This is a genomic window from Lachnoanaerobaculum gingivalis (assembly GCF_003862475.1).
Classification (GTDB): domain Bacteria; phylum Bacillota; class Clostridia; order Lachnospirales; family Lachnospiraceae; genus Lachnoanaerobaculum; species Lachnoanaerobaculum gingivalis.
In genome coordinates this window covers 20,078-41,878 of record NZ_RRCO01000002.1, presented here as the reverse complement: position 1 = coordinate 41,878, position 21,801 = coordinate 20,078, and the positions used below count along the sequence as shown (strand labels likewise).

The following is a 21,801-nucleotide window of genomic DNA, read 5'->3' as shown; positions in this document are numbered from 1 at the left end:
ATTAATTAATATTTTGTAAAATTCTAAAGCAATCCTGCATCATATATCTTCTGCAGTGACAACATTATTCCAAGTTTTGCATGATACCATGTAAGTCCACCTTGGAAAAATACCGAATATGGCTCCTTCATAGGTCCGTCTGCACTAAGTTCTATAGAAGAACCGCCTACAAAAGCACCTGCCGCCATAATTACATCGCTGTCATAACCCGGCATTGCCCATGGCTCAGGCTTTACATATGAATCTACCGGAGCCGCAGCCTGTATGCCCTCACAAAAAGCACATAAAGCCTTAGGATCTCTTAAAGTGATCTCCTGAATAATATCAAATCTTGGCTCGGTAGCATTCGGATGGCAGTCAAATCCTAAGCTTTCATAAAGATTTGCCGCAAATATAGCACCCTTTAGTGCTCCTGCAACTACAGTAGGTGAAAGGAAAAATCCCTGAAACATACTTGTATTCATTCCAAGACTTGCACCTATCTCTTTTCCAAGTCCCGGTGCCGAAAGTCTATAAGAAGCATTATCCACGCATTCCTTGGTTCCGACAATATATCCGCCTATAGGAGCCAATCCGCCTCCCGGATTTTTTATAAGAGAGCCAACTATCATATCAGCACCTACTTCAATCGGCTCTATTCTCTCTACAAACTCACCGTAGCAGTTGTCTACCATACATATGATATTAGGATTTATTGATTTTACAAACTTTATAAGTTCACCTATCTGCTCAACAGATAATGTTTTTCTTGTGGCATAGCCCTTTGATCTTTGTATTGTAACAAGCTTGGTTTTTTCATTTATAGCTTTTCTTATTCCTTCAAAGTCAAACGAACCGTCCGGAAGTAAATCGACCTGTGAATATGTAACTCCATACTCTCTTAAAGATCCTCTTGAATCTCTTATACCGATAACCTCTTCCAAAGTATCATAAGGCTTTCCTACAGGTGATAAAAGTTCATCACCCGGTCTTAAGTTTCCTGAAAGTGCCACATGAAGTGCATGTGTTCCGCTTACCAGCTGTGGCCTGACTAAAGCAGCCTCGGCCTTAAACGCTGTAGCATATACATCTTCCAACACATCTCTTCCAAGATCATTGTATCCATATCCTGTAGTAGCCGCAAAATGTATATCGCTTACCTTATGTTTTTGCATTGCGGCAAGTACTTTCATCTGATTAAACTCGGCATTTTTATCTATCTCTAAAAATCTCTCTTCCAAAGATGACAAAACCTTTTCTGATAGATCTACCACTTTTTGTGAAATACCAAATTCCGCATAAATATTATTTAAATCACTCATTATCTATTCTTTCTAAATTAATTTTCTCAATCATATAATCAACTATTTTTTCATTGCTCTCAAATAAGAAAGGATCCACATAGATCACATCTTTTTCTCTCTTAAACCAAGTCACCTGCCTTTTTGCCATATGCCTTGTATTTTGCTTAATATTCTCTATAGCAGTCTCAAGAGTGGTATCACCTTCCAGATACTCAAGTATTTCCTTATATCCAATGCCCTGCATGGAAATATTAGCCTTTGATAGGCCTCTTTCTTTTAATGATTTTACCTCATCCACAAGACCTTTTCCCACCATTATATCTACTCTTTGATTAATTCTTTCATATAGGATATCTCTTGGCGGATTCAGCACAAAAAATCTGTAATCATATGGAGAGGATTTTTTTCTTTGTGCTTCATTATGTAAAGAAATAGGTGTATTATTTATCATAAAATACTCTATTGCACGAATTATTCTCTTTTTATTGTTCTTATGTATACTATTCGCAGAAACCATGTCAATTTTTTTTAGTTTCTCATACATAAAGTCTGCACCGAAAGTATCATATTCTTCTTCGAGAGTTTTTCTTATAGATCTGTTATCATCCTCATTATTAAAGTCAATATCATAAATAATAGATTGTATATAAAATCCTGTTCCACCGACCAATATAGGTATATGTCCGTTCTTTACTATTTCCTCTATAGAAGATTTTACCATGTTTTGAAACTTTACGATATTGAAATCTTCATTCGGATCCAGCACATCTATTAAATGATGTTTTACCCCCTGCATCTCTTCTACCGATATTTTCGCAGTTCCCACATCCATATATTTATATACTTGCATGGAGTCCGCACTTATTATCTCTCCCCCAATTCTCTTAGCCAAATCAATAGATACAGAGGTTTTTCCCGATGCGGTAGGTCCTGCAAGAATAATCAATTTATTCTTTGTCATACTATCCTTTTAAACTTCTTTTCAATTTCCTGCTTGCTCATTTTTATTATAGTCGGCCTTCCGTGCGGACAATTGTATGGATTATCCAGTGAAAGCAACTCATCAAAAAGATCATTTGCCTCAACAAGAGAAATTCGCATATTTCCCTTTATAGCAGCCTTGCAAGCCATAGATGCCGTCTTTGCCAAAATAAGCTCTGACGGGGATATAATATCATAATTTGTGCTGTCTGCAAGCATCTCATTAAAAAGCTCTGCCTTAGGAATTGAAGGGAAAATATTCGGAATTGAGTTTATCTTATATTCTTTTCCTCCAAATTCCTCTATATCAAATCCTGCAGCCTTAAACTCATCCATATGCTTATTTAAAACATCCTGCTCCAAATCAGTTAAGGTAACTATAATCGGCGGATTTATCATCTGTGCTGAAATCTTATTGTCCTTACTTTCTTTTAAAAGTCTTTCATACATTACCTTTTCATGTGCCGCATGTTGATCTATTATATACATCTCATTTTCCAGCTGTACTATCCAGTATGTATCAAACACCTGTCCGATTACCTTTATATACTTCTTTGCTTCTGTATCAAAAAATGACAGCTGTGATGCAGATGGTCTTGCACTTAAATTATCTATCTCGCTATTTGTATGAACAGGATTTGAATTATCTGAAATACTTTGTTCTGCACTGTTTTTAACTGTTTGCATTTCATATGATGAATCTTCAAGTACATCCTGCACCTTATTTGCATGCTCAAAATCTCTATAATATCCTGTATCCTTTTCAGAAGAGTTATTTGAAATATCATCTTTTAAAAGTGCATAGTCATTTTGCGGATTGTAATTACTCTCCTTGGGTATAGTCCACTGTATTTTATCACTTGAATTATCTGTAGGCTTTTGCGACTCGATATCCCTTCTTCTGTTTTCAAAAGGCTCAGGTGTATTTGTAAACACCTTCCTTTCATTGGCGGAGGTTTTACCTACAGGTACCTCTCTGATACTGCTCTGAGTCTTAAAAATCTCCTCCACAGCTTCTTTTGTACAATTGTAGATATGATTTCCGTCAGAAAATCTTACTTCCATTTTTCTTGGATGAACATTTACATCCACACCTTCCAAATAAAAACTGATAGCACAAAAAGGATACTGATGTTGCATAAGTCTGTCACCAAAACCGTCTTCAATAGCCTTTGATATAATATTATCCTTTATATATCTTCCGTTTACAAAAATATTTTCAAGACTTCTGGAACTTCTTGTAACTTCAGGTCTTGCAATAACACCTTTTATTTTTACCCCGTCTTTTTCATAATCAACCGCACATAATGCTTTTGATATCTCCTTTCCATAGAGCTGATATATAATATCTTTCAGATTTCCGTTTCCGTTTGTCTGTAGCTTCACCTGATTATTTGCTATAAACTTAAAGGCAATATCTGTATTTGACATAGCCATCTTCTCTACAAGCTCACTGATATGTGCCCCTTCAGTAGAAGCGGTTTTCAAGAATTTTCTTCTGGCAGGAGTATTATAAAAAATATCTCTGATAATTATACTGGTTCCGTCCGGTGCTCCGATTTCCTCAAATTCAACCTCGACACCGCCTTCCATATAGTAGCGAACCCCGGTAAGCTCATCTCTTGTCTTTGTGATTATCTCACATCTTGAAACTGCAGCAATACTTGAAAGTGCTTCACCACGAAATCCCAAACTCTTTATAGAGATAAGATCTTTATCACTTACTATTTTTGAGGTGGCATGCCTTAAAAAGGCCGTTTTTACTTCTTTTGAATCAATACCGCAACCATTATCCGTTATTCTTATCAGGTCAATTCCGCCATTTTTTATTTCTACTGTAATGGAAGAACTTCCCGCATCTATTGAATTTTCCAAAAGTTCCTTTACTATTGATGCAGGTCTCTCAACCACCTCACCTGCCGCAATCTTATCAATAGTACCCTTATCCAGTATGTTAATCATACACTTATATCCTGTTCTTTATCTTATTCTGCAAAGCATACAATGTGTTCAAGGCATCCATAGGAGTCATTGAAGTAATATCAATTTCTGAAATTTCCTTAATAATCGTATCATTATTTATCGTATCAAATAGTGAAAGCTGGCCTGCCTCCACTTCACTCATCTTCTTTACAGGTTTTCTCTTTGAAACCGCCGGTGTAGCCTCCGCAATCTCTCTTGCTCTGGTCGCAATATCTGCACTTGAAAGCTCCTCTATAAGCTCCTTTGCTCTGTTTGTCACGCTGTCAGGTACTCCCGCAAGTTTTGCCACCTGTATACCGTAGCTCTTATCCGCACCGCCTGCGATTATCTTTCTAAGGAATACTATATTATCACCGTTTTCTTTTACGGATATACAGTAATTGTTTACACCCGGAAGTGTACCCTCAAGTTCTGAAAGCTCATGATAATGTGTTGCAAAAAGAGTCTTTGCACCTATCAGCTTTATATTTGAAATATGCTCTACCACCGCCCATGCAATAGCAAGACCGTCAAATGTAGATGTACCTCTTCCTATCTCATCTAAAATAACCAAAGAATTTCTGGTAGCATTTCTGAGAATATTTGCAACCTCAGTCATCTCCACCATAAAAGTTGACTGGCCGCTTGCAAGGTCATCCGAAGCTCCGACTCTGGTAAAGATCCTGTCGCAAACACAAAGGTTTGCCTGTTTTGCAGGTACAAAACTTCCTATTTGAGCCATCATACAAATAAGAGCTGTCTGTCTCATATAAGTTGACTTACCCGCCATATTCGGTCCGGTAATAATAGACATTCTTTTCTTATTCTGATCAAGATAGGTATCATTTGCAATAAACGAATCATCACTTAGCATTGTCTCAACTACAGGATGCCTGCCATCCTTTATGTCAATAATACCTGTAGTATTTATTTCAGGTTTTATATAATTATTGTTATAAGCCACTGTGGCCAATGAACATATGGCATCTATATAAGCAACCGCCTTTGCACTTGATTGTATTCTGTTTACATTCTTTGCAATCTCATCTCTGATTTCAACAAAAACTTCATACTCCAAGCTGTTTAGCTTATCCTCAGCACCAAGTATTATATTTTCCAAATCTTTAAGCTTGTCTGTGGTATATCTTTCCGCATTGGTAAGAGTCTGCTTTCTTATAAAATAATCCGGTACCATATCTTTAAATGAATTGGTTACCTCAAAATAATATCCGAATACCTTATTAAACTTCACTTTCAGATTCTTTATTCCGGTTTTTTCTTTTTCTTCAGACTCCAAAGAAGCCAGCCAATTCTTGCCCTCGGTTTTTGCCTGTCTAAGCTTATCTATCTCACTGTTATATCCGGTATTTATAATATTACCCTCTTTTAATGAAAGCGGACTGTCTTCATTTATAGCCCTGTCTATTATATCGATTATATCTTCAAGTCTGTCGAGATTATTATTTGTCTTTTTAATCTCTTCAGACTCAAAAGTCTTTAATACCTCTTTTATCGGACTTATCATCTTCATAGAAGCAGATAAAGATAGAAGGTCTCTGGTATTGGCATTCTTTGTTACAACTCTTGACATAAGTCTTTCCAGATCATATATAGGATTTAGGTACTCTCTAAGCTCTTCTCTGTCAATGTATCTGTCAAAGAGTTCCGCCACGGCTTCCTGCCTGTTTATTATTCTTTCTTTATTTACAAGCGGCTGCTCCAAAAATCCCCTAAGCATTCTGGCACCCATAGCTGTATTTGTCTTATCAAGTACACCTAAGAGTGAGCCGTTTTTCTTTTTCTCCCTCATAGTTTCCACCAACTCAAGATTTCTTCTTGAGCTTGTATCCACTATCATATAGTCTCCATTTTTATATGCACTTATTCCAACTATCTGTGCACAGGAGCTCTTTTGCATCTCATACAGATATCTAAGCATTGCACCTGATGATATGGTCGCATCCAAAAACTCTGAAAGTCCCAATGCTTCAATACTTGAAACTGCAAAATGTCTCTTTAATATATCCGTACTGTTTTTCTCACTGAAATATGTATTGTCAAGAGATGTTATTGTAATATTATACTTTTTCTTCAGTTCCTCAAGTGAAATACCGCTGATTTCAAAAGCGTGATTACATATAATTTCTGTGGGCTGATACTTTTGTATCTCATCAAAGAGTTCCCTTATAGAAACCAGCTCTGTAACAAAGAAATCACCGGTTGAAATATCACATGTTGCAAGCCCAAATCTCTCATCAATATAGAAAATAGAGATAATATAATTATTTTTATCATCAGCTAATACTCCGGTACTTGTGATAGTACCCGGAGTAACAATTCTAACAACTTCTCTTTTTACAAGTCCCTTTGCAAGCTTAGGATCTTCCATCTGCTCCGCAATAGCAACCTTATGACCGTTTTGTACAAGTCTGTTTATATAAGTTTCCGCAGCATGATATGGCACACCGCACATAGGCGCTCTCTCTTCAAGTCCGCAATCCTTACCTGTAAGGGTAAGCTCTAATTCTCTTGCCACCTCTGTAGCATCCTCAAAAAACATCTCGTAAAAATCGCCCAGACGATAAAAAAGTATACAATCCGGATACTCTTTCTTAGTCTCCAGATATTTTGACATCATAGGAGATAGTGCCATTTATGCCTCACTTGTCTTTATATGTCCCATATAGTAAAAGCCTTTTGCTTCATCTAAAATAACATCCACTATTTCACCTATCAGTCTTTCCTGACCTTTGAAATGTACCGTTAGGTTATTCTCAAGCTTTCCGCTAAGATAACCATCCAAATGATCATTCTTTCCCTCTACCAAAACAGGCATACATTTTCCTTCATTTTTCTTTGTATTTTCCGCCGCAATATCCTGTACGGTTTTTAAAAGTCTGTCAAATCTGTCCTTAATAACCTTTGGATCTATCTGATCGTCCATCTTTGCGGCAGGTGTTCCTGAACGTTTAGAATAAATAAATGTAAATGCGGAGTCATATCTAACTTCCTTTACCACATCTAAAGTATCTAAAAAGTCTCTTTCAGTTTCTCCCGGAAATCCCACTATAATATCTGTTGTAAGCGAAATATCCGGAATAGCCGCCTTTATTCTTCTTACCAGATCCAGGTACCCCTCTTTATTGTAAACTCTGTTCATCTTTTTAAGGATCTCAGAACTTCCCGACTGAAGCGGCAGATGCAAATGTTTGCAAATCTTTTTATTTTTCTTCATCACATCAATAACTTCATCTGAAAGATCCTTAGGATGAGGTGTCATAAATCTTAGTCGCTCCAAACCGTCTATCTGTGCAATTCTATCAAGGAGGGTGGCAAAGCTTATCTCTTCATCAAGTCCTCTTCCATATGAGTTTACATTTTGTCCAAGCAGCATGATTTCTTTTACACCGTCAGCCACCAGTCCCTTGATCTCATCAATTATCTCCTCAGGTTTTCTGGACCTTTCCCTACCTCTTACATATGGCACTATACAGTAACTGCAAAAGTTATTACAACCGAAAGTAATATTTACACCTGATTTGAAAGCAAACTCCCTCTTATTTGGAAGCTTCTCAACAATCATTTCGGCACTTTCCATAACATTTACAACCTGCTTTTTAGTTGTAAGATGCTCAAAAAGTATCTCAGCAAGTTTATATATATTGTGAGTTCCAAAAACGAGATCCACATGTCTGTAGGATTTTTTGATCTTTTCCACTTCCTCCGCTTCCTGCATCATACATCCGCAGATACCGATTATCATATCGGGATTTTTTTCCTTGCTTTTTTTGAGCTGCCCCACTCTACCATAGAGTCTGTCATTTGCATTCTCTCTTACAGTACAGGTGTTGAAAAGTACAAGGTCCGCATCTTCTTCGGTCTCAGCTTCTATATATCCTATGCCGCTAAGTATTCCGGATAATTTCTCAGAATCCCTTGCATTCATCTGGCATCCAAAGGTAACCACCTTATATGTAGGATATACTCCTCTGTCTATTGCCTTTGCATGTATTATATCATTGACCTCAGACATGAAATATTCCTGTCTTAACGGTTCCTCATTAGGTATTAAATTCTCCATAATCCTCTTTCTAATATCTTTAAATTGGAATAAGTCACACAATAAATAACTTATCCAACTTTTGCCATAAATATATGATCCATTGCAATATCATACTCATTTACTTCAAAATCAATATTCATCTGAAAATCATAAGCTAAGCCATACAATGTATTATCTCTATGTTCTCCGAAATATTTATCATAAAATCCGCCACCAAAGCCAAGCCTTCTCTTATCTTTATTTAATCCTATAAGAGGAACCATCACATGAGCATTTTTTGCAATGATTTCTTCACTATAAAGCCTCGGTTCCATTATACCGAACTTTGATTTTTCCAGATTATCAAGTGAGTCCACCTTGAAAAATCTCATTTCCTTACCGCATACTCTTGGTAAGCCCAATGTAATATCAATATCAAACTCATTCTTATAATATCCGGAAAGTATCCTTTTATATAAAGGTCTTAGATCTATCTCATTTCCAAGCGGCATAAATCCTAGAAGTACAATACTTTTATTTCTCTTTATTAAAGTATCTATCTCTCTTATTATGCTCTCGCTTGCAGATAAGACTTCCTCTCTTGAGATTGAATTTCTCTTATCAAGTAATAACTTTCTAAGCTCACCCTTATTCATTCTTCTTTCCAAACTTTTCACCAAGATCTGTTATGCTTCCGTCAGCCTCTTGTATTGAAATATTATTAAGGTTTGCTCTTAAGTTTTCTCTTATTGATTCTATATACTCTTTTCTAAGTGCTGCCTGCTCTATCTTTTCTTCCTCAGTAAGTCCCACACTCTTTTGCTTATGAGCCAATGCATTTATTCTGTCGATTTTTGTATTATCCATTTTTCACCTACTCTTCCAAACAATTTAACCAATTAAAATCTTTATTGCTCTTGGCAGGGAAATATGTTCCTATCTCCTCACCATTTGCAATATTTTCTATTATACTCATATTCTCTGCACTTGCAATTACCATATCGCAGCCTGAATTGGTTGCTATCTGTGCCGCCAAAAGTTTTGTATACATACCTCCTGTACCAAGTCCTGACTTAGATGTTGATTTACCCATATCCATATATTTATCCACATCCTCTACAAAACTTATAAACTCTGCATCCTTATTTGTATTCGGATCATCAGTATAAAGTCCGTCAATATCGGATAAAAGTATAAGAAGGTCCGCCTCCACAAGGGCGCTCACAAGAGCAGACAATCTGTCATTATCACCAAACTGAATCTCATATGTAGATATTGTATCATTTTCATTTACTATAGGCACTGCACCATATGCCAAAAGCTGTGTAAAAGTAGCCTTTGCATTTTCACGGTAAATATCATTGGTTATAGTTGACTTTGTCATCAAAATCTGCGCTATTCTAAGATTATATTCAGAGAAAAGCTTTCTGTACTCCATAATAAGTCTGGCCTGTCCTATAGCTGCAAGAGCCTGCTTCTCTGAAAGGGTTGAAGGCTTTTCATTTATACCAAGAGAATGTCTTCCTGTTGCAATAGCACCTGATGAAACCAATACAACTTCATTTCCCGCTCCTTTCAGATCTGCTATCTGTCTTATCAGTTTTTCTATTTTTGAAAGATGAAGCTCACCTGTTTCAGAGTGAGTGATACTTGAAGAACCGATTTTTATTACAATTCTTTTGGCATCTTTTACCTTTTGTCTTATATCCATACTACTCCTTATACTTTTCAATAATCCTTTCGGCAACCTTTAATCCGTCCATCGCAGCACTCATTATACCGCCGGCATATCCTGCACCCTCACCACATGGATATATTCCGGAAAAATTTGCTTCCAAAGACTCATCCCTGCTTATTCTTATAGGTGATGAAGTTCTGGACTCTATAGCCGCTACATAGGCATCTTCATTTATAAACCCTTTTATCTTACGGTTAAAATCTGTAAAAGCCTCTTTCATACTCTCATATATTTCTTTCGGGAAGAGCTTGTCAACTCTTGCAATGGTAGTACTTCCCTTGATCTTCAAATCGGCATTGTCAAAACCGTCGCTATCTCTTCCCTCAAGAAAATCCACCAGTCTTTGTACAGGCACTCTTCCCTTACCCATATTAAAAGTTTCTTCTTCAAGTCTTCTTTGAAACTCAATACCCTTTAGCGGATCAGCCGGATCTGCATATTTATCAAAATCTTCTTCAGACACACTTACAATAATAGCGGAATTTGCCTCTCCCGAGTCTCTTTTATGATAACTCATACCGTTTATCGCAATTCTTCCGTCTTCTGTGGAAGCATTTACTATAAACCCACCCGGACACATACAAAATGAGTACACACCCCTGTCAAAACTTGACCTAAATGTAAGTTTATAAGGTGCAGGCGATAAAAACTTCGCTTCTTTATCTCCATACTGTGAAATATCTATCAAATGCTGTGAATGAGAAACTCTTATACCAAGTGCAAAGGACTTCGGCTCCATATAAACTCCCATTTCCTTTAAAGCTTTAAAGGTATCTCTGGCACTATGTCCAAGTGCGAGTATTATATTTTCACATTCAATTATTTCATGTTCGCCGTTTCTTTTGTTTACTGCTTCTATCTTCTTTTTATTGTCTTTTATATTTTCTATATTTATAAGCTTGGTGTCAAATCTTACCTCACCACCCAGCTCCTTTATTTCTTCTCTTATCTTTCTTACTATACCTGTTAAAAGGTCTGTACCTATATGCGGCTTATTATCATACAAAATTTCCTTTGGTGCTCCGTATTCCACCAAAGTCTTTAATACAAACTTGTTTCTGCCGAAAGTATCTTTAACCAAAGTATTTAACTTTCCGTCCGAGAATGTACCTGCTCCTCCTTCTCCAAAAGAAACATTGGACTCGGTGTCAAGCTTTCCTTCACTCCAGAATTTATTTACACTCAAGGTTCTGTCTTCAACACAGCCACCTCGCTCTATTACTATAGGCTTTAGACCGGATCTTGCAAGTAAAAGTGCGGCAAATATACCCGCAGGGCCAAATCCCACTACCACAGGTCTTTTACTCTCTTCCTGTATTTCAAGCTTTCCGGCATCTTCATAAGCATAAACTACCGGCTTTGCAATACTCAAAGCCCTATTTTTCTTTAAATATTTTGTCTCATTTAAAAGACTTACATCTATGGAATATGAATATGAGATCTCAGGCTTTTTTCTGGCATCTATCGATCTTTTCCTTATTTCATATTCTTTTATCTCATCTATATTACAGCCGATAGTCTTGGCAAGTTTTTTCTTTAAATCATTTTCATCATGATGTACATTCAGCTGTAAAGAATTTATATGTAACATTTTATCTTCCTTATCTTCCTGCACCGGCTATATATCCGGATGTCCATGCCCACTGTAAATTATAGCCTCCGCAGATTCCGTCAACATCAAGTATTTCACCTGCAAAGTACATATCTTTAATACCCCTATACATCAGATTATCATCCACGTCATCTAAGGAAATACCACCTGTACAAACTTGAGCCTTGTCAAAATCTCCGGTACCTTTAACATTAAAATTCATCTCTTTACAAATAGAAATTAATCTTTCAAAACTCTTATTATCACATTTTTTTATTTTTAAATCAGCCCTGATATCTGCCAAACCAAGTATTCCAAGCCAAAGTTTTGAGTTTATAAGTCCGTTTCCTATATCCTCCATAGTAATAAATGAAGGTATTTTCTTTCTCTCGTTCAATATATTTTCTATACTCCCAAGATGTGAAAACATATCAAGCGAAACTCTTGCATTATCTTTTTTATCAATAGCAATACTTACATATCTGCTTACTTGAAATGTAGGTATCCCTGATATGCCGGTGTCAACAAACTGCAATTCTCCAAAATCACTTGCAAGTTCCACATTCCTGACATATACCGATATTTTCCCCTTTGCCCTGACACCTGATGTTATCTTAAAGAAGTTTTTATTATCCAATGCAATTCCGCAAAGCGCAGGCAAAACAGACTTATATTTTATACCAAGATTTTTTAAAATAGGTAAAAAGGATCCGTCACTTCCAAGTTTCGGCGCAGCTTTTAAACCTGTAGCAATAATAATCTTATCAAAATAAAGCTTTGATTTACTTTTATCAGTAGCATTGCAAATTTCCATTGTAAACACATCTTTATTCTTAGATATCTCTGTTACATAGGTATTTAAAAGTATATTCACATCATTTCTTTCAAGCTCCATTAAAAGTGCATTTCTGATAGAAGCCGCCTGCTCCGAGTTTGGATAAGTATACCCGTCTCTTATATACTCTATTATCCCTATAGTGTTAAAAAACTTTATAGTATCAAATTGGTTAAATCTCTCTATAAACTTTATTACCCTTTCATTATAGTGATAATTTGAAGGTTCAAGTTTTGTATTTGTAAAATTACATTTTCCGTTTCCGGTAGAAAGTATCTTTTTTAGAAGCTTGTCATTGTGCTCAATGACGGTAACTTCGTCCTTTCTCTTACACGCAAATAGAGCAGACATAATACCTGCTGCTCCACCGCCTACAATCCCAACTTTCATTTCAAAAGCCTGACTTTCTGTAAAATATTTACTATTTTTCTACCCTTTGGCATCTGCAATATCTCATTCTTTGATATAGTTTTTGTACCGATCAAAAGTATTGCATAAACAGGTGCTCCAACCATAATAGGTATTAATGTAAGCATGACCCTACTGCTGCTGAATCTTAAAACAAATGTGTATACAATATATACAACTATTCCCATTAATCCCGCGCAAATAAACGGCATAAGATAAGTCTTTATAAGCTCCTGTTTATAGGATAGATTTCTTCTTATACTTCTCGCATTTAGAACACACATCGAAAGCGCAAAGACCATATTTCCAAATACCAATCCGATTACATTTGATTTAAATGTAAATAATAATATATACAGTATAATAAAATGTATTATCAGTGATATAAAAGCATTCTTAACCGGCTTATTTATAAGGCTGGTTCCTTGAAGTACAGCATTTGTAACTGTGGAAACAGAATACAGAACTACCACACCCGAGCCTATAATCATTAAATATGATGCCATCATAGCATCTTGGACATCTTTAAATAAAATCCCCATTACAGGCACAGATATTACCGCAAGCCCGATAGCACATGGGAAACTTACAATGGATGCAAATCTTATTACCATTGAAATCTTTGAGTTTACATCAGCTCTTTCACCCCTGCTGAAACTCCTTGAAATTGAAGGAATAAGTGATGATGACATTGCATTTGATATTGCTACAGGCACATTTACAAGTACAAGGTATCCTCCTGTGTATATACCATAAAGCTTTGAAGTCTCCTCCTCCAAGCCCAATGCCTTCATACTCTGTCCAAATACCATACCGTCCAAAACCGAATTTATATTATAAATTGCGGTGGAAGCTATTACCGGAATTACTGTAAGTATAAGTATCCTTGTAATCGTGGAAAAACTCTCTTTTTTTGCCGATTTATCATCTCTTATTTTCTTCCTTCTGTCCTTTGCTGAAAGAAAAAAGAATATCAGAATAACAGATAAAGCTATAACAGTACCCGCACCTGTACCTACAGTACCTCCTGCAGCACCATAAGCCAATTGTACAGCTTCGGGTTTAGCATGTCTTACCGCCATTTCACATAAATAATATGCAGCGGCTACCGATACAACGGCATTTACTATCTGCTCAAATATCTGTGAAAGAGCGGTGGGAATCATAGTTGAATGTCCTTGAAAATATCCTCGAAGCACTCCAAGATATGCCATAATCCATATCGTCGGTGCCAGACTTTGAAGTGCATATTTTGCAAGCGGCATTTGATATAGACTGCTTGCAAAAAAATCCGCTCCGAAAAAAACAACAATAAAACCAAGACCACCCACTATAGTTGCATATATCAGTGCTGCCTTAAGAATTTTATTTGCATTTTTATATTCATTTTTTAAAATTCTTACAGAAACCATCTTACTGACTGCCAAGGGCAATGAATATGAGGACAATAAAAGAATTATTGCATATAAATTATATGCGGTTGAATAATACCCCATTCCGTCTGGCCCTATTATTCTAAGAAGCGGCACTCTGTATGCAAACCCTATAAGTCTGACCAAAATCCCTGCAATCGCCAATATGGCTCCCTGCACCAAAAAATTATTAGATTCCGTTTTTGTTGTTTTCACCGGCATTATCTGCTAATCCCCTCAAGCTCTAAAATTTTTCTCTGTCTGTCTTCCATATCTTTTCTTTCATCATCAATCATATGGTCATATCCCATAAGATGTAGCATGGAATGAACAACCAAAAAGGCAAGTTCTCTGGTTTCACTATGTCCGTATTCCCTTGCCTGTTCAATTATATGCTCTGTTGAAAGTATTATATCACCCAAAAGCAGCTCTCCGCTTTCAGGATTAAATGCATCCACATTTTCTTCGATATTATCAAAATTACCCGGAATATCAAATTCATTAAAAGGAAATGACAACACATCTGTAGACTTATCAATTCCTCTGTATTCATTGTTTATCCTTCTTATTTCATCATCATCCACAATAGTAACAGAAACCTCTGCTTCATATGGACAATCCTCAAAATCAAGTGATGCCACTACCATTTTGTTTATTATATACTCATATGGTATATCCAGCTTTATTTTAGACTCATAGCTTATCTCTATAGTCATACTCCCTCGCCATTATATAATCTGCCAAAAAGGCTGTATTTATTTTCTAAATCTCTTTTTATCATCCTTTGATATATTTTTCTTTTCATATATATCATAGGCTTCCACAATCTTTTGAACCAACGGATGTCGTACCACATCCTTATTGGTCAGCATACATATACCTATATCATCTATATTTTTTAAAATCTTAAGTGCACTGTCAAGTCCTGAGGTCTGTCCTTCGGGAAGGTCCTTTTGGCTTTGATCTCCGGTCACTATCACCTTTGAACCGAATCCGATTCTTGTTAAAAACATTTTCATCTGTGCCGGTGTTGTATTTTGTGCCTCATCAAGAATTATAAATGCATTATCAAGAGTTCTACCTCTCATATATGCAAGAGGAGCAACTTCAATCAATCCCTTTTCCTGATTGTGTAAAAAGCTGTCGGCACCCATTATCTGATACAATGCATCGTATAAAGGTCTTAAATACGGATCAATCTTACTTTGCAAATCCCCCGGTAAAAATCCAAGCTTTTCTCCGGCTTCTATTGCAGGTCTGGTAAGAATAATTCTGTTTACACTTCCTTCTTTAAAAGCCTGTATCGCCATTGCCATAGCAAGATAAGTTTTTCCTGTTCCTGCAGGACCTACACCAAAAACTATCATCTTTTCTCTGATAAGGTCTACATACTGTTTTTGACCCAGAGTTTTCGGTTTTATCGGCTTACCCAAGATAGTTCTTGCTATCACATCCTGATCAATTTCAAGAATCTTGTCATCTTCAAGTGTGAATGACAATGAAAGGGCATAATCTATATTTTGCTCAGTGATTTGATTTCCTCTTTTAGAAAGTTCTATAAGATTGTTGAAAACAGATTTCGCCTTATCCACATAAGGTTTTGGGCCTATTATCTTTATGCTGCCGTCTCTGGCAATCATACTTACCTTCAGCGTTCTCTCTATTTTCTTCAAATATATATCAAACTCACCACAGACATTCCTTTCATGCTCCATAGGTATATCTATAATATTTTCAATTATACTCAAATTGTTCTCCTTAAAAGTTTTCTTTAAAAAGAAAACCCCGGTCAAATGACCGAGGTTGTGAAAACACGCAATTAATTAAACTTACGCTTTCTAGCTGCTTCAGACTTTTTCTTACGTCTTACGCTTGGCTTCTCGTAATGCTCTCTCTTACGAATTTCTTGTTGAATGCCTGCCTTAGCACAATTTCTTTTAAATCTTCTAAGTGCACTGTCAAGACTCTCGTTTTCTTTCACAATCACGTTTGACATCTAAGATCTAACCTCCCTCCGGTTGTGAAATTCAAAATCTATATCATTATACCATAAAGTACAGATTCGTCAATATGTATTTCAAATAAATATACAGCAATATAAGCCATAAATGATAAAGTCCTGGTATACCACAAATAAAAATGTCCCACTTATGGTAGAATAGTATTTTGTATATTCTAACACTAGGAGGGACTGACTTATCAGAAAGGTTATTTTATCAATGAATGAACAAAGAAAATATGAGGTTATTAAAGGGCTGGTAGATCACCCGGATACAGCTAATAAGGATAGAGATGCTCTTATCCTAGGATGCACCAAGAGGCATATAAACCGTATGATACAAGGTTATATTAAAGATGGTAAGGCATTCTTTATCCATGGTAACAGAGGTAAGAAGCCTGCCACCACTATACGTCCTGATGTCAGAAGTCAGGTTATTGATCTATACAGAACTAAATACTACAAGGCTAACTTTGAACACTATACGGAGCTTCTTAAAAAGCATGAGGGTATAAGCATCTCTTCTTCCTCTGTAATGAGTATTTTGGAGTCAGAGTACATTCTATCTCCAAAGGCTACAAAAGCTAAACGTAGACGCATTAAGCAGGCTCTCAGAGCCAAGAAGCAAGCTGCAACATCAAAAAAAGAATTATCACAGATACAGGCTAACTTAGTAGCAGTTGAAGATGCTCACAGTCGTCGTCCAAGATGTGCTTATTTCGGCGAATTGCTTCAAATGGATGCTACACCTTATGAATGGGTGCCCGGACAGATATGGCATCTACATTTGGCCATTGATGATGCCTCAGGTGTTGTTACGGGTGCATGGTTTGATACTCAAGAGACTCTTAACGGCTACTACCATGTGTTTGAACAGATTCTTACTGATTATGGTATTCCCTATAAGTTTCTTACTGATAAACGAACTGTATTTACCTACAAGAAAAAAGGTGCCTTATCTGACGACAAAGACACCTATACACAGTTCGCTTACGCCTGCAAGCAACTTGGTATACAACTTGAATCAAGCAGCATACCACAAGCTAAAGGACGCATAGAACGATTGAATCAAACCTTACAGTCACGCCTGCCTATTGAGTTTAGACTCGCAGGCGTAACCGACATCAATAATGCCAATGAATTCCTTTACCACTACATAAAAGAATTCAATGAGAAGTTCTCACTTCCATGTAATGGTATCAAATCTGTCTTTGAAAAGCAACCGTCTAAAGAAAAAATAAATCTTACTTTGGCGGTTTTAACCGAGAGAACTGTTGATGCCGGACATGCGATTCAATTCGAGAAGAAATTTTATAAGATGGTAGATAATAAAGGAATGCAGACCCATTACCGAAAAGGTACCAAGGTTATGCTTATCAAAGCATTTGATAGGTCTCTGTTTGCGTGCGTAAATGACAAAGATATTTACGCTCTGGAAGAAATACCGCCCCATGAGCATAAATCTAAGGACTTGGATTCTGATTACAAACAACCCGAGCCTAGAAAACCTTATATTCCACCAATGAACCATCCTTGGAGATTAGGTGCCTTTTATAAATTCGTACACTCACAGCCACACAGAATTGAAGAAGACATAAAAAGTGCATGATAAAAGCCCCTTTTATGGGGCTTATAAATTAATTTTTTTGGGACATAATCATTTATGCTTGACATATGTATTTCAAATAAATATACAGCAATGCGTGTAAAATTTATAAAAACAAAAGTGTAAAAGTATTTACATCTGACAGATGTGCAAATATCGACTTTAAATCCGGTTGCATCATAGCTCCTTATTATCTTAGTCGTTTAGCGTATATCTTGGCTTTTCTATACTATCATAGTCTATATTTAAAAATCTTAGTCTACACTCTTTCATCTTGTACTGTATCTTACGACTATGATATCTTCCTGTACTTCTGATATCTGCTTCTGGGTTTGCCCGGTACGGTCATTTCTACCAATCCCATCTCTATTGCAGGATTGAGATAATTTTTTCTAAAGGTAGGCTTATGTGTCATACCAAGTCTAAGCATTATCTCATTGGTTGTAAGCACTTCATTTCCAAGTGCATTTCCAAGTCTTTTTGCAAATATATTCTCACTTGTCTTGTTATTTGTATTCACAGCAGTATTTTTACTGCCATCTGATACTTCTCTGCCAACCGTCTTTTCGTCATTAACTGTCATACCGCTACCTAAAGGCATTTCCCATTTTATACTATCTCCGGTTGTAAATGAAGCATCGGATTCCTTACCCCAAACCGGTATTTTTTCTTCTATCTGTGCTTTTTTTAATGTAAAAAGAATAGTCTCAAGAATAAATTCTATAAATTTATCGCTTTCTTCCGGTCTTCCTATACTGTATGTAAGTTCCTTATATTCCTGTATCCTGTAATAAAGTTCATTCTCAACAGACATACAGAAGAAAATATCCTTCCACTTACAAAGCAAAAGATCCAGCCATAATCTTGAAAGAGGGCCGTTACCTACTGCAAAAGGCTGTAAAAGTTCAAATTCATGATATACTATTGCACATTTTATTACAGGATGAAGTTTGGCTTTTTTATACCATTCAAATATATCTCTTACAGCTCCCGGAATAAATCTTGAAGGGATTGCATTACTGTCAAATATTACTCTGTCGTTGTTTTCCGCCTTATCTTCTCTAAACTCGGCAGACTCTATAGTAAACCCGCTTAAAATCATCTTTTGTGCAAAGAACAAGTCATTTATTGAATACGGATTTAATTTAAAAGACATATCATAGGCCTCATAGAGATTTTTTACAACTCTCATATCCTTATGATTATCAATAGGATTTCCTCCGTATATAAAACCTCTTATCTGTTCAAATGAAATATCACTTTCTTCCATTGCCAAAGAGGCATATACTTTTTTAATCATATTTTCTTTTCGGAGTAAAGGATTCATCTTACCTGAAAGGACAACACTGACCCTTCCGACTTCTTCACTTATCTCAGTCAACAAATTTATCATTCTATCGCTCATGTTAAAAAGTGGACTATACTCTCTCATAACCAACTCCATAAAACAAGGTTTTTCACTTACTACTTATACTATATCTTATTTTTTCTTTTGTTCAAGTTTTATTCTTATTTTTTCAAGTAATATTTGATTTTTTTCTACTAAAATCGTCATATTCCTAAATAAAGATTCCGCAGCAAAACCAAATGTAAACATAAGAAGAATACTTATACCCGAAATGTCGGTAAGTGCAAACAGTTTTCTAAGGAATATGCCTGTAAATATAAGACCTGCAATGTTCAAACATATTATTATATTTTTTCTGAGATCAAGAGGATAACTTATCTTAATCAAAATCATGAATCCGACTACCGACATAACCATAGTCGCAACAGTTCCGATACTGTCTGTGGGTATCTCAAAAACCTCTCCACACACCACAAGTGCAAATACTGCTATAACGTCTGTCAGCCCTCCGGGCAATGCTTTTATCAGCACGTTTTTAAGAAAACTTCCTTTTATCCTATTTTTATTCGGTTCAAGAGCCAATAAAAATCCCGGTACTCCAATTGTAAACATACTTACAAAAGAAATCTGTGCAGGCTCAAGTGGATATGTAAACATAAAAACTGCCGATAATACAGCTAAAAGTAAAGAAAAAATATTTTTTACCAAAAATAAACTTGCAGAGCGCTCTATATTATTGACAACTCTTCTACCCTCATACACAAGATCAGGCATATGTGCAAAGTCTGAATCAAGTAATACAACCTGTGCTGCATGAGTGGCAGCTTCACTTCCGGATGCCATTGCTACACTGCAGTCCGCATCCTTCATTGCCAAAATATCATTTACACCGTCACCTGTCATCGCAACAGTATGACCGTCTGCCTGTAAGGCTCTTACAAGTTTTTGCTTTTGCTTTGGTGTTACACGGCCAAAGACAGTATAACAAGTTACAGCCTCCTGTATCTTTTTATCAGTATCAAGAAGGCTTGCATCAATATAATTTTCGGCATTTTCAATTCCGGCCTGAGAAGCAATTTGTGAAACAGTTAAAGGATTATCCCCCGAGATAACCTTTATATCTACACCTTGAGACTTGAAATAGTTAAATGTATCTACAGCATTCTCACGAATAGGATTTGCAAAAGCTATAAAACCTATCGGAGTTACATTTCCGTTTATACCGTCTTCAATATCACTTCCGTCATACTTTGCAAAAAGCAAAACCCTACTGCCTTTTTCAGTATAGATTAAAATCTCATTTTCAAAAGATATAAAATTACCTTTTAAGATAATTTCTGGAGCACCAAGAATATAACATCCCTCTTCAAATGTAATACTTCCGTATTTAAGAGATGAAGAAAAAGGTAGTACCTTGACAGGAGAACCCAAAGTCTCTTTTATCCGTTTTTCATTTGCATATTCTCTTAAAGCCTGCATAGTTGCATTATTATCTTTCGAAGCAAGTACATAGGAAAACAATAATTTTTCAAAATCCGAATATTTTATAGAACTGTTTGTACCTTTACATAAGTACACATCTTCCACTTTCATTTCAGGTTCTGTAATCGTACCTGTTTTATCAACACATAGCACATCAACTCTTGCTAAAGTTTCAATACTTTTCATATCATGAAGCAATACCTTTTTTGTTGCCAACTTCATAGTACTTAGTGCAAGTGCAACTGTAGTGAGCAAATACAATCCCTCCGGTATCATACCAAGCACAGCTGCAACTGTAGAAGTTACACTTTTTCTAAGAGAATCATCATTTAAATAATAGCTTTGAAAAAACAAAACCACCCCTATAGGTATGATCACAATACCTACAGCCTTAACAATAAGATTGATATGCCTTATCATCTCCGATTGTTCTTTACTTTTCATAGTTTTTGCTTGTGTACTTAGTTTTGAGATATATGACTCATCTCCCACTTTCTCAAGTTTTGCATAGCATTCTCCGGATACCACAAAGCTTCCCGACAAAAGCTTACCGCCTGTATTTTTTTCAATTTCATCAGACTCGCCTGTAAGTAGTGATTCATTAACCTGAACACTTCCGGATATAACAATAGCATCGGCACAAATCTGCTTACCGGCTGTTAAAAGAATAATATCATCTTTTACAAGTTCTTCTGATAAAATATTTTGAAGTTCTCCGTCTCTTATAACATCACTGTGAGGCGCACTTAAAAATTTCATCTTTTCAAGTGTCTTTTTTGCACGCAATTCTTGTACTATGCCTATAACTGTATTTCCGATAATAACAGGTAAGAATGTAAGATTCCTAAAAGAACCTACCACAATCAGTAATATGGAAATAATTAAAAATATCAGGTTAAAGTATGTACATACATTTGACAATACTATTTCCATAGTTGTTTTATCAGTGTTTGTATTTATTTTATTTGTCAGACCTAGAGCAATTCTTTCTTCTACTTCACTGCCTGTCAGTCCGATGATTTTCTTATCGACCTCTCTTATCTCATCCATAGCGTCACCCTTTAAAACATATCTAAAATAAAAGACATCGATAAACAATGCCTTTTATTAATGC

The 21,801-nt window shown here is 36.1% G+C and carries 17 protein-coding genes; 1 reads left to right on the top strand and 16 read right to left on the bottom strand.

Translation table 11 applies throughout. The features are described from left to right. Positions 1–23: 23 nt before the first annotated feature. The 14 genes from EHV10_RS04495 to rpsU all read right to left on the bottom strand — a co-directional run bounded on the left by EHV10_RS04495 (position 24) and on the right by rpsU (position 16,248). Positions 24–1,301 carry a methionine gamma-lyase family protein gene (locus tag EHV10_RS04495; RefSeq protein ID WP_128673630.1) on the bottom strand — a complete coding sequence of 426 codons (1,278 nt, stop codon included), beginning with the start codon at positions 1,299–1,301 and terminating at the stop codon, positions 24–26. Continuing rightward, on the bottom strand, positions 1,294–2,244 hold the full coding sequence (gene miaA, locus EHV10_RS04490; protein WP_128673629.1) for a tRNA (adenosine(37)-N6)-dimethylallyltransferase MiaA: 951 nt from the start codon (positions 2,242–2,244) through the stop codon (positions 1,294–1,296). The genes EHV10_RS04495 and miaA overlap by 8 nt, the downstream gene beginning before the upstream one ends. Then, positions 2,241–4,226 carry a DNA mismatch repair endonuclease MutL gene (gene mutL, locus EHV10_RS04485; RefSeq protein WP_128673628.1) on the bottom strand — a complete coding sequence of 662 codons (1,986 nt, stop codon included), beginning with the start codon at positions 4,224–4,226 and terminating at the stop codon, positions 2,241–2,243. The genes miaA and mutL overlap by 4 nt, the downstream gene beginning before the upstream one ends. A 4-nt stretch (positions 4,227–4,230) precedes the next feature. Next, complete coding sequence (mutS, locus tag EHV10_RS04480; RefSeq protein ID WP_128673627.1) at positions 4,231–6,879, bottom strand: DNA mismatch repair protein MutS; 2,649 nt, start codon at positions 6,877–6,879, stop codon at positions 4,231–4,233. Beyond that, entirely contained in the window at positions 6,880–8,307 is a 1,428-nt protein-coding gene (gene miaB / locus EHV10_RS04475; RefSeq protein WP_128673626.1) for a tRNA (N6-isopentenyl adenosine(37)-C2)-methylthiotransferase MiaB, read from the bottom strand. A gap of 50 nt (positions 8,308–8,357) precedes the next feature. Beyond that, a complete protein-coding gene (locus tag EHV10_RS04470; protein WP_243116068.1) occupies positions 8,358–8,945 on the bottom strand; it encodes a 5-formyltetrahydrofolate cyclo-ligase in 588 nt (195 codons plus the stop codon). Beyond that, a complete protein-coding gene (locus EHV10_RS04465; RefSeq protein ID WP_128673625.1) occupies positions 8,917–9,135 on the bottom strand; it encodes a DUF896 domain-containing protein in 219 nt (72 codons plus the stop codon). Before EHV10_RS04465 ends, EHV10_RS04470 begins: the two co-directional genes overlap by 29 nt. Positions 9,136–9,142: 7 nt before the next feature. Continuing rightward, positions 9,143–9,979 carry a glutamate 5-kinase gene (gene proB, locus EHV10_RS04460; RefSeq protein ID WP_128673624.1) on the bottom strand — a complete coding sequence of 279 codons (837 nt, stop codon included), beginning with the start codon at positions 9,977–9,979 and terminating at the stop codon, positions 9,143–9,145. A gap of 1 nt (position 9,980) precedes the next feature. Continuing rightward, a complete protein-coding gene (locus EHV10_RS04455) occupies positions 9,981–11,597 on the bottom strand; it encodes an NAD(P)/FAD-dependent oxidoreductase (RefSeq protein ID WP_128673623.1) in 1,617 nt (538 codons plus the stop codon). A gap of 10 nt (positions 11,598–11,607) precedes the next feature. Further along, the gene (locus tag EHV10_RS04450) at positions 11,608–12,822 is read right to left on the bottom strand and encodes an aminoacetone oxidase family FAD-binding enzyme (RefSeq protein ID WP_128673622.1); all 1,215 of its coding nucleotides are present in this window, start codon (positions 12,820–12,822) and stop codon (positions 11,608–11,610) included. After that, on the bottom strand, positions 12,819–14,474 hold the full coding sequence (locus EHV10_RS04445; RefSeq protein WP_128673621.1) for a putative polysaccharide biosynthesis protein: 1,656 nt from the start codon (positions 14,472–14,474) through the stop codon (positions 12,819–12,821). The genes EHV10_RS04450 and EHV10_RS04445 overlap by 4 nt, the downstream gene beginning before the upstream one ends. After that, the gene (gene ybeY / locus EHV10_RS04440; RefSeq protein WP_128673620.1) at positions 14,474–14,968 is read right to left on the bottom strand and encodes an rRNA maturation RNase YbeY; all 495 of its coding nucleotides are present in this window, start codon (positions 14,966–14,968) and stop codon (positions 14,474–14,476) included. Before ybeY ends, EHV10_RS04445 begins: the two co-directional genes overlap by 1 nt. 39 nt (positions 14,969–15,007) lie before the next feature. Next, positions 15,008–16,000 carry a PhoH family protein gene (locus tag EHV10_RS04435; RefSeq protein ID WP_128673619.1) on the bottom strand — a complete coding sequence of 331 codons (993 nt, stop codon included), beginning with the start codon at positions 15,998–16,000 and terminating at the stop codon, positions 15,008–15,010. A gap of 71 nt (positions 16,001–16,071) precedes the next feature. Further along, positions 16,072–16,248 (bottom strand): 30S ribosomal protein S21, encoded by a 177-nt coding sequence (gene rpsU / locus EHV10_RS04430; RefSeq protein ID WP_005539624.1) that lies wholly within the window; start codon positions 16,246–16,248, stop codon positions 16,072–16,074. A gap of 223 nt (positions 16,249–16,471) precedes the next feature. Between rpsU and EHV10_RS04425 the strand changes: the two genes are divergently transcribed. Beyond that, positions 16,472–17,860, top strand: a complete 1,389-nt coding sequence (locus EHV10_RS04425; RefSeq protein WP_128673618.1) for an ISNCY family transposase — start codon at positions 16,472–16,474, stop codon at positions 17,858–17,860. A 289-nt stretch (positions 17,861–18,149) separates the two neighbouring features. On the opposite strand, the gene EHV10_RS04420 is transcribed toward EHV10_RS04425, so the two are convergent. Together EHV10_RS04420 and EHV10_RS04415 are read right to left on the bottom strand one after the other, a co-directional pair. Beyond that, complete coding sequence (locus tag EHV10_RS04420) at positions 18,150–19,289, bottom strand: Fic family protein (RefSeq protein ID WP_128673617.1); 1,140 nt, start codon at positions 19,287–19,289, stop codon at positions 18,150–18,152. Positions 19,290–19,337: 48 nt separating this feature from the next. Beyond that, positions 19,338–21,737 (bottom strand): cation-translocating P-type ATPase, encoded by a 2,400-nt coding sequence (locus EHV10_RS04415; RefSeq protein ID WP_128673616.1) that lies wholly within the window; start codon positions 21,735–21,737, stop codon positions 19,338–19,340. Positions 21,738–21,801: the final 64 nt, after the last annotated feature.

Bases quoted from the DNA above. Each gene is read 5' to 3' on its own strand.
- EHV10_RS04455 (WP_128673623.1), bottom strand. From the start codon at position 11,597: ATGTTACATATAAATTCTTTACAGCTGAATGTACATCATGATGAAAAT.
- EHV10_RS04425 (WP_128673618.1), top strand. From the start codon at position 16,472: ATGAATGAACAAAGAAAATATGAGGTTATTAAAGGGCTGGTAGATCAC.
- ybeY (WP_128673620.1), bottom strand. From the start codon at position 14,968: ATGACTATAGAGATAAGCTATGAGTCTAAAATAAAGCTGGATATACCA.
- miaB (WP_128673626.1), bottom strand. From the start codon at position 8,307: ATGGAGAATTTAATACCTAATGAGGAACCGTTAAGACAGGAATATTTC.
- EHV10_RS04495 (WP_128673630.1), bottom strand. From the start codon at position 1,301: ATGAGTGATTTAAATAATATTTATGCGGAATTTGGTATTTCACAAAAA.
- EHV10_RS04420 (WP_128673617.1), bottom strand. From the start codon at position 19,289: ATGAGAGAGTATAGTCCACTTTTTAACATGAGCGATAGAATGATAAAT.
- proB (WP_128673624.1), bottom strand. From the start codon at position 9,979: ATGGATATAAGACAAAAGGTAAAAGATGCCAAAAGAATTGTAATAAAA.
- EHV10_RS04415 (WP_128673616.1), bottom strand. From the start codon at position 21,737: ATGGATGAGATAAGAGAGGTCGATAAGAAAATCATCGGACTGACAGGC.
- miaA (WP_128673629.1), bottom strand. From the start codon at position 2,244: ATGACAAAGAATAAATTGATTATTCTTGCAGGACCTACCGCATCGGGA.
- rpsU (WP_005539624.1), bottom strand. From the start codon at position 16,248: ATGTCAAACGTGATTGTGAAAGAAAACGAGAGTCTTGACAGTGCACTT.
- EHV10_RS04445 (WP_128673621.1), bottom strand. From the start codon at position 14,474: ATGCCGGTGAAAACAACAAAAACGGAATCTAATAATTTTTTGGTGCAG.
- EHV10_RS04465 (WP_128673625.1), bottom strand. From the start codon at position 9,135: ATGGATAATACAAAAATCGACAGAATAAATGCATTGGCTCATAAGCAA.
- mutS (WP_128673627.1), bottom strand. From the start codon at position 6,879: ATGGCACTATCTCCTATGATGTCAAAATATCTGGAGACTAAGAAAGAG.
- EHV10_RS04450 (WP_128673622.1), bottom strand. From the start codon at position 12,822: ATGAAAGTTGGGATTGTAGGCGGTGGAGCAGCAGGTATTATGTCTGCT.
- mutL (WP_128673628.1), bottom strand. From the start codon at position 4,226: ATGATTAACATACTGGATAAGGGTACTATTGATAAGATTGCGGCAGGT.